The following is an 8246-nucleotide window of genomic DNA, read 5'->3' as shown; positions in this document are numbered from 1 at the left end:
GTGATGCCGCCCATGCGCTGGGTGCGGTTCCAGTTGTGCTCGTCCGCCAGCGCCCAGGGGGTGCGGCAGCCGAAGGTGTAGTTCTGCTTGATGCGGGGCATATAGTTGCCCAGCAGGATGAACAGAATGCCGATGCCGCCGCTCACCAGCACGCCCACCAGGCTGCTGCCGTCCGGCAAGACGTTGTAAACGGTAAGCTCACTCAGCCAGCTGATGCCGCACATAAACAGCACGATGCCCGCCAGAAAGCCCCGGTAGATGCCGCCGAATTTCTGAAAGTTCTCGCTGCGGGGGTCGATCTTGGGCACCACCGCGATCAGCAGCAGAATCACCGCCGGGATCAGCGCGGTGACCAGAATCATATATTTCGGGCCCCAGCCGTCCACCTGGCCGTCAAAGCCCCAGTGCATGGGCACCGTGTCCGGCATGGCCGGATAAAAGCACAGATGGGCGATGAAATTCACCAGACACACCGCCCCCAGCGCGATCAGCAGTTTTTTATTTTTCATTGCTTTCGCCTCCCTTGGCAAACCCCATATCGTAAAACCATTTCATCAGCTCCTGGAACACCGTCAGGTTCAGGCAGTACACAATGTTCTGCCCCCGCCGCTCGTCGGTAACAAGGCCCGCCGCCTTCAGAATACTCAGATGGTGGCTGACCGACGGCTTTGTCATCTGAAACCGGGCGGCAATGTCGCCCGCGGTCATCTCTCCGCCGCTGAGCAGCTCCAGAATGTGCCGCCGGGTCGGGTCCGCCAATGCCTTGAACGCATCCCCCATGATCGCAATCCTCCTTTCGCCCTGGTCCGGGCGGTTCATTTTTATCTTTTCGATATTTAGATAATTTTCTAAATATCTTTTCAAGTTCAGTATAACACTGGTCCAGAGTACTGTCAAGGGCAGCGAAAGGGGCGCGGCAAATTTTGCCGCGCCCCTGTTTTTTGTGCTCAAATGACCATCACATCGCAGCTGACCACTCGCCAGCCACCGTCCTCGTTTTCGGTATTGTTCATCCGGTAGAAGTAGCCATATTCCGGCACCAGACCCTGGGCGTCGCTGCACTGCCACAGCACCACCACATAGTCCTTCCCTTCCCGGTAGACCTGGGTGAACTGCCAGGCGGGCTCCGGCCCCTCCAAAAGGCCGCCCATCTCCTGCAGCCGCCAGCCTTCCGGCTCCTGGTAGCACATCAGCTCCAGCACCTCCGGCGCGGGCTGATAGTCCAGAATGCCCAGATAACGCTCGGCTGCATCTGCCAGCTGATTGGTGGTAACGGTCTGCCCCTGTGCAATCTCGCCTTCCTCTTCCATCCGCACAAACAGGTAGGCCAGCTGCTGGTAAGGGCTGATGTCCTCCACATCCGAAAATCCCTCCCGGCTCAGCCAGTTCCGCACCAGCTTTACTTCATCCTGCAGCTCTTCCAGCTGTGCCGTATCCAACCCCGGCACACCGTGCCGGTCAAGGTCGCTCTCCGGCTGCATCTTCCAGATGCAGCCTTCGTCGTAAAAGCTGTCCGATCCATCGTGGAACGCAAGCCAGTAGGTATGCTGGCCCTCCAGTAAAGGGGTATTGCCCCGCTTTTCCACATCCAGGTCCACGAACACCCGGTAGATCCCGTCCTGTTCGGTCAGACCCACCGCACCGCTGTTCAGCTCCAGCCCGGAAAGGTCTGAAAGAGCGTAGAAGCCCGCATCATACACCGGTTCCCCGCTCAGGGCAAAGCACCGGTTCACCGCCTGCTGATCGCCGTGCTTGAGGGCGTCCACCAGAGCGAAGGCATTTAAGTAGCCTTGGGCGGTCAGCGGGTCGGTCTCTGCGATGCGGGCCGCTGTGGATTCCTTTGTCTCGGGCGGCTCGTTGTTCTCCTCTGCGGGCGCGCTTGTCCCCGACTCGGAGGCCGTGCCGGATACCGCGGCAGAAGCCGGTTCCGAGGTACTCTCCCCGCCGGGCAGCTGCACCCGCAGCCCGCAGCAGCACAGCAGAGCAAGCAGGGCCATCAGGCCAAACACCGCCGCGCCCTTTTTGCCCTTCACCGGGCGCATCACCCGGGCAAAGCGGCGCATGATCTCTTGCTTTTCCAACGCAAACCGGGTGGACAGCACCGGCGCGGGCTGCCCGGTAGCATCAATGGCATGGAGCAGCGCCTGGCAGTAGGCCTGCCGCCACTGGGGCGGACGGCTGGCCGCCACCGTCTCGTCGCAGGCCAGCTCGATCTCCCGCTGGGCCTGCCCGGCCATCCAGTGGACCAGCGGGTTGAACCAGTGCACCGCCCGCGCCAGCAGGATCAGCAGCTTGCGCTGGATGTCCCGTCGGCGGCAGTGGGCCATTTCATGGGCCAGAATCAGCGCCAGCTCCTCTTTGGGCGGCAGCTTCACCGGCAAAAGCAGGGTGGGCGAAGCAAGCCCCGCCATCATGGGGCTGGCCCCCAGCGGGCTCTGCCGCACCCGGGGCAGGCTGGAAAGCCCCGCCTCCACGGCGGCGGCGCGAACCACCGGCTCCACCCAGTCGGGGGCAGGCTGCTCCCAGCGCCTCACCCCATGCCGCCAGCGAAGGTAGGACGCCATCTGCACCGCCAGCATTCCCGCCGCGCCCAGCAGCCATACCGCCGCCGCCACGGTCAGCGGGCTTGGCAGTGTCCGGCCCGGTTGTGTCGGCTCCTCCCCGGCCGGAACAAAAGTCCCGCCGGAGGGCAGGGTCTGGGGCCCGGCTTGCTCCTGCGTCCGCTCACCGCTGCCCATGGGCCGTGCTGCTGCCTCGGGCACCTCCAGAACGAAAGCAGGACGATTTGCCACCGCTTTGCTTTCCGGAAGAAGTCCGGCCAGCGGCAGCACCAGCAATGCCGTCAGCAGCAGCGTCCAGACCCGGCAGCGCCAGCGGGCACAGACCCGCTTTTCCAGCCGCTTTTGCACAAGTGCCCACACCAGGCCCGCCGCGCTTGCTCCGACGCTCACCGCAATCACTGACAAAAACAGGTCGTTCATCTCACTCGTCCTCCTGCTTCAGCTGTTCCAGATAATCCGCCAGCTCCTGCACCTCCTGATGGCTCAGCGCGTGGCACTGGTGCAGCGCCGCGATCAGATTTTTCGCGCTGCCGCCGAACATACGGCCCAGCGCGCTTTTGCTTTCCACTTGGAGATATGCCTCCCGGCTCACCAGCGGCCGGATCAGATAGGCCCGGCCCTGCTTTTCCCGCGCCAGAAAGCCCTTTTGCTCCAGCCGGGTGAGCATGGCCAGAATGGTGGTAGGCGCCCACTGCTTTTTGCCTCCCAGCACCTGCTCCAGCTGGGTGCGGGCCACCGGCGCCTCAGCCGCCCACACTGCCTTCATGACCTCCAGCTCTGCGTCCGGCAGGCGTTTGATCGTGTTTTCCATCCCGTTCACCTCCATTTTTCTACACTTGTAGTATCTATCTATATTCTACGATTGTAGAATATAGCCTGTCAAGTCTTTTGCCAAAAAACAAAACGCGCCGCGAAACTTCGCAGCGCGTTTTATATTTTGTTATTCCACCGTGATGCGGCAGGGCAGCACGCTGCCCTCGTCGGTTTTCCAGTAGAACCAGTTGCCGTCAAAGCGCAGTTCGCCGTCGGTGTGCAGCGGGTCCGGCTGGGTGCTGGTCAGCTGCAGCAGCTGGCGGCCGTCCTGGTCGGTGATGGTCAGGGTGCTTTTGCCCTTATCGTCGGTTTCCAGAGTCAGCCGGGCCAGCGCCTGGCTGGTCAGCTCGGTGCCCTGGCTGTTGTAGCGGCGGATCTTCTCCCCCACCAGCACATAGAAGCCCTCGTCCATCGGGTCCTCCCACCAGGTTTCGGCCCCCTCGGGCAGCTGCCGGGGTTCGGCGGTGGGCAGCGGCGGGGCCACCGTTTCCTGGTAGGCCCACAGCTCCGCCAGGCTGGCAAACTGCGCTTCCAGCACCGGGGTGCCATTCAAATCGCAGAAGCCCCACAGCCCGTCTGCGCAATAAGGAGCCATGGAAGCGCCGGGCAGATAGGCATATTGTTCCGCCATCCAGTCCATCCGCTGCCAGAGGCCGGACTCATCCGCCGGGCCATCGTACTGGTGCAGAATCGCATCCGCGTCGGCCGTGTACAGGGGCTTGTACTCGCCGCCCGCCGCCCGGTAGCCTGCCTGGCCCTGCCCATACACAAAGGCCCAGTCGCCTGTGAAGGCTCCGAAATACTCATATCCGTCGTATAATCCCACATGCTGGGTCACCACCACGGCACCCTCCACCGGCTTCCTTGCACGCAGCTGCACCGTATCCTGTGAAGCTGTCTGCTCTCCCGCGCAGCCGCAGGCCAACAGCAGCAGCGCCGCCGCCAGGGCCAAAACGCCTCGTTTTGCGCTCATGCGGTCTTCTCTCCTTTCAGCTGTTGCGGCGGTACAGCACATAGTTCCCGTATTCCTCAAACTGCTGCTCGCCGCTCACAGCGGTGTACTGTTCATCCAGCAGCTGCTGCACCCCGGCCTCCACCGGCCCATCCACCGCCAGCCATTTGGGCGGGTCCTGCCGCAGCGATTCATTGATCTCGGCGCGCATGGCCGGGTCGTCCTGCGCCTGCCAGTCCTGGTGGATGAAATACCGCTGGCAGGGCCGGATGTCCGCCGCCAGATACCACTGGGCATCCACGTTGTAGCCCAGCACCGAATCCCGCTCCTCGGCCGGAATCACCGCCGCAACAGACCGGGCGGCGTTGTTGTAATCCAGCACCTCATAGGGGTAACGGGCCATGAAGCTGTCCGCGTTCCAGCCGGGCAGCCGGACCAGCAGGCTCACCGCCCACAGCCCGCACAGCGCCGGCGCGGCCCAGGCCAGCTTGCAGCCCTTGCCGCCCCGGAAAAGCTCCGCCGCCAGCACAAAGGCCAGCGGGATCAGCGGGGTCGCGATCATAAAATAATGTACATAGGGGCGGTTTGAAAACAGCACATACATGCTCAGCGCCGTACTCAAAAGGCCACCCCAGGCCAGCAGGTCGGTTTTCCGCCGGATCAGAGCCGCGATGCAGAGCACCGCCAGCAAAAACAGCGGCGCGCCGAAATCGGTGAGCACCCGGTTCAGAGTGCTGGCCGCCCACTGATTGCCCGCGTAATATTCCGCAATGGAAAATTCGGTGGCGTAAAAGATGTTGTAGCCGATGGTGCCGTAGAACATATCCCCCAGTGAGCCCTTGCAGGCAAAGTACACCGCAAAGGGGCCGGTGATGAGCACAAAGCCACCCAGAAAACCGCCCATGTTGGCGAAGAGATTTTTCCACTGGCGGCTGACCAGAAGTGCCAGCGTGATCACCAGCACATAGCTGCACACCGCCACCGCACTGGTGACCCGCAGCATCAAAACGGCTCCGAAGGATACGCCGTACACCACCGCCCACTGCCAGGGGTGAGGCGCGGCCGGGTCGTCCCGGCGGGCCAGGCACCAGCGCGCCGCCAGATACAGGCTGACGGCCAGAAAGGGCAGGCTGTATTCCTCGGTCATGTTGCCCTCGTCAAAGGTGCGGGCCAGATACACAAGGGCCAGCGCCGCGGCTCCCAGCGCCCAGGGGCGGGAGAGAGCGGTGCGCCCCAGCCGGTACAGCCCCCAGATGGCGGCGGCCAGACTGAGGGTCTGCACCACCAAAATTCCCGCCCGGCCGTGGAGCCAGTAGCCCACCGCATCCACAAAGAAGATCAGCGGGCCCTTGTGGTCAAACAGCTGGGAATAGGGGGTGAACCCTTGGGCCCAATACTTGCCGATGGTCTGAAAGATGGCGGAATCAAACCCGCAGTATCCCGGATACAGAAAGCTGGTGGAATAGGAAAACCGCACCACAAACACCGCGGCCAGCGCCAGAACCGCCAGCACGGCGGCAGCCAGCCGGGCGGGGCGGGGAATGGTCCTCTTCAAAAAGCATCCTCCTTTTGGGCGTATCATCACGTAAAAATCCTTTATCAGGGTAACACAAACCCCCGCAAAAGTAAACCAAACCTGCCACTGGCAAAATTGTGCATAAATTACTCGTGCGCTTTCTGTGAAAATCGTCGATTTTCCAACTGTAAAGCGAAATTTGTTTGCGCTATAATGTTTCTGATTTAAGCTTATCGGGACGCACCGGGGCAAGAGGGGGAATCGTTTTGAACAAGAAAATCACCGTTGCGGGGCACGAGTTCTCGCTGCTGGCCATGACCTGGCCGGTGTTCATCGAGCTGCTTTTGCAGATGCTGGTGGGCAACATCGACCAGATCATGCTCAGCCGCTACAACGCCACCGCCGTTGCCGCGGTGGGCAACGCGAACCAGATCATGACCACCCTGATCCTCACCTTCAACGTGATCAGTCTGGCGGCCACCATCATGCTCAGCCAGTATCTGGGCGCGCGGGAATACGATAAGGTGGAGCAGATCTACACCCTGGCGGTCTGTTTGAACCTGGCGGTGAGTCTGGTGATCACCGGCGGCCTGCTGCTGGGTGCGGACGGCCTGTTCAGCATTATGCAGGTGCCCATGGAGGCCCGGCCGGAGGCGAAAAGCTACCTGCTCATCACCGCCCTCAGCCTGCCCTGTCAGGCGCTGATGCTCACCTTCAGCGCCTTTTTGCGGGCCCATGCCAAGATGCTTGTCATCATGCTCAGCACCGGCATCATCAACCTGATCAACATCGTGGGCAACACCGCCTTTATCTACGGTCTCGGCCCCATGCCCCGGCTGGGCGCGGCGGGCGCGGCGCTCTCCACCAGCATCTGCCGCACCGCCGGTATGCTGATGATGATCTTCGCCTTCTTCCACACCGTGCAGAACGCCCGGGTGAGCCTGAAGGCGCTGCGGCCCTTCCCCACCGACCTGCTCAAGCGGTTTCTGGGCATCGGCCTGCCCGCCGGCGGCGAGGGCCTTTCCTACAACCTGTCCCAGTCCACCAGCCTGGTGTTCGTGAACCTGATGGGCACCTTCGCGGTGACCACCCGCATGTACTGCGCCATGTTCGCCCAGGTGTGCTACATGCTCATCAGTGCGGTAAGCCAGGCAGTGGCCATCGTGGTGGGCTACTGCGTGGGCGCGAAGGCCTTTGACCAGGCAGACCGGCAGAACTGGAATGTGCTGAAAACCTTCACCCCCATCACCCTGATCATCGCGGCGGTGCTGGCGGTGTTCTCCCAGCCGCTGCTGAGCCTGTTCAGCAGCGACCCTCAGGTGATCGCTCTGGGCCGGAACGTGATGATCGTGGAGGTCTTTCTGGAGCTGGGCCGCTGCTTCAACATTTTGATGGTGCGCAACCTGCAGGCGGTGGGCGACGTGCGCTTCCCGGTGCTGGTGGGCATCGCCAGCCAGTGGATCGTGGGCGTGGGCGTGGCCTGGCTACTGGGCATCCATTTCGGTCTGGGCCTGGTGGGCGTGTGGATCGCCTTTGCGCTGGACGAAAACCTGCGTGCGCTGATCTTCGTCATCCGCTGGAAGCAGGGCGGCTGGCGGCGCATCAAGACCGTGTAATTCCGTTTTCATCAAAAACAGGGAGCACCGGCAGTTCGGGCTCCTTCTTTTTTGTTTCTCTGTTACTATTCAAATCCAGCCGGCCAGAATCGCCAGCTGCCGGGCCAGCGCCGACAAAAACCACAAGCTCACCAGCAGGCACAAAGCACCGTAAAACAGCTTCATGCCCCTTGCCGATTCCCGGCGCAGGTGCACCGCCAGGCTGACCGCCCACAGCGCCAGCCCCACCAGAAACAGCGGGCTGAAAAACAGCAGCCCGGCGATCAGACAAAGGTTCGCCGCAATAATGCCCTTTTCCCGCAGGAAATCCACTGCTGCATCACCTGCCCAGCACGTATTTTTCCAGTGCCAGGGCCACGCCGTCCTCGTCGTTGGTGGCAGTGACCGCGGCGGCCTTTTCCTGAATGAAGCGGGGCGCGTTGCCCATGGCCACACCCAGGCCCACCGATTCCAGCATGGCCAGGTCGTTTTCCGAGTCGCCGCAGGCCATCACCTGGCTCTTTTCCAGGCCCAGCATCCGGCCCAGCTCCAGCAGAGCCAAGCCCTTGGTTGCACCCTCATCGCTGATTTCCAGATTGTTGGTTTCACTGGACACAATGGCAAAGCCGCCCATCTGCTGAGCGATCTGCCGGGCCTTCTGCCGATTTTCCTCATTGGTAAAGAACATGGTGCATTTCTCAAAGCCCTCCTGAGAGGCAATGAATTCCGGCATGCTCTCCACCGGCTGGCGGCTCAGCCTCATATAGTTGGCCATATTGCGGGGCGCCCACTCCTCAGCGGCATCCAGG

9 protein-coding genes are annotated in these 8246 nt (G+C 62.0%); 1 reads left to right on the top strand and 8 read right to left on the bottom strand.

Features of this window, described 5'->3' with window-relative positions; translation table 11 throughout:
- The 6 genes from J7G73_RS11515 to J7G73_RS11490 all read right to left on the bottom strand — a co-directional run.
- Positions 1-509, bottom strand: a 509-nt coding sequence (locus tag J7G73_RS11515; protein WP_291246348.1) for a DUF1648 domain-containing protein, incomplete at its 3' end; no start/stop codon positions are given.
- The gene (locus tag J7G73_RS11510; protein ID WP_087293315.1) at positions 499-780 is read right to left on the bottom strand and encodes an autorepressor SdpR family transcription factor; all 282 of its coding nucleotides are present in this window, start codon (positions 778-780) and stop codon (positions 499-501) included. The genes J7G73_RS11515 and J7G73_RS11510, both read right to left, overlap by 11 nt.
- Before the next feature lie 167 nt (positions 781-947).
- Positions 948-2981: a M56 family metallopeptidase gene (locus J7G73_RS11505; RefSeq protein WP_291246347.1), complete on the bottom strand. Its 2034-nt coding sequence runs from the start codon at positions 2979-2981 to the stop codon at positions 948-950.
- Between the two features lies 1 nt (position 2982).
- Positions 2983-3372 (bottom strand): BlaI/MecI/CopY family transcriptional regulator, encoded by a 390-nt coding sequence (locus J7G73_RS11500; RefSeq protein ID WP_158097502.1) that lies wholly within the window; start codon positions 3370-3372, stop codon positions 2983-2985.
- A gap of 129 nt (positions 3373-3501) precedes the next feature.
- Positions 3502-4347, bottom strand: coding sequence for a hypothetical protein (locus J7G73_RS11495; protein WP_291246346.1), 846 nt, complete (start codon positions 4345-4347; stop codon positions 3502-3504).
- Positions 4348-4363: 16 nt separating this feature from the next.
- Positions 4364-5881: a glycosyltransferase family 39 protein gene (locus tag J7G73_RS11490; protein ID WP_291246345.1), complete on the bottom strand. Its 1518-nt coding sequence runs from the start codon at positions 5879-5881 to the stop codon at positions 4364-4366.
- A gap of 227 nt (positions 5882-6108) precedes the next feature.
- Here J7G73_RS11490 and J7G73_RS11485 point away from each other — a divergent pair, with 227 nt between their 5' ends.
- The gene (locus tag J7G73_RS11485) at positions 6109-7458 is read left to right on the top strand and encodes an MATE family efflux transporter (RefSeq protein WP_087293326.1); all 1350 of its coding nucleotides are present in this window, start codon (positions 6109-6111) and stop codon (positions 7456-7458) included.
- Between the two features lie 69 nt (positions 7459-7527).
- Here the strand turns inward: J7G73_RS11485 and J7G73_RS11480 are convergent, their stop codons facing one another.
- Together J7G73_RS11480 and J7G73_RS11475 are read right to left on the bottom strand one after the other, a co-directional pair.
- Complete coding sequence (locus J7G73_RS11480; RefSeq protein ID WP_087296048.1) at positions 7528-7770, bottom strand: hypothetical protein; 243 nt, start codon at positions 7768-7770, stop codon at positions 7528-7530.
- 7 nt (positions 7771-7777) lie between these two features.
- On the bottom strand, positions 7778-8246 hold a 469-nt coding region (locus J7G73_RS11475; RefSeq protein WP_291246344.1), incomplete at its 5' end, for an HAD hydrolase family protein.

Source organism: Allofournierella sp., assembly GCF_017889395.1.
Taxonomy (GTDB): Bacteria; Bacillota; Clostridia; order Oscillospirales; family Ruminococcaceae; genus Allofournierella.
This window is presented reverse-complemented; position numbering and strand designations above follow the sequence as displayed.

What these genes read in the sequence shown, in the direction of transcription:
- J7G73_RS11510 (WP_087293315.1), bottom strand. Translation starts at nt 780, where the DNA reads ATGGGGGATGCGTTCAAGGCATTGGCGGACCCGACCCGGCGGCACATT.
- J7G73_RS11500 (WP_158097502.1), bottom strand. Translation starts at nt 3,372, where the DNA reads ATGGAAAACACGATCAAACGCCTGCCGGACGCAGAGCTGGAGGTCATG.
- J7G73_RS11495 (WP_291246346.1), bottom strand. Translation starts at nt 4,347, where the DNA reads ATGAGCGCAAAACGAGGCGTTTTGGCCCTGGCGGCGGCGCTGCTGCTG.
- J7G73_RS11505 (WP_291246347.1), bottom strand. Translation starts at nt 2,981, where the DNA reads ATGAACGACCTGTTTTTGTCAGTGATTGCGGTGAGCGTCGGAGCAAGC.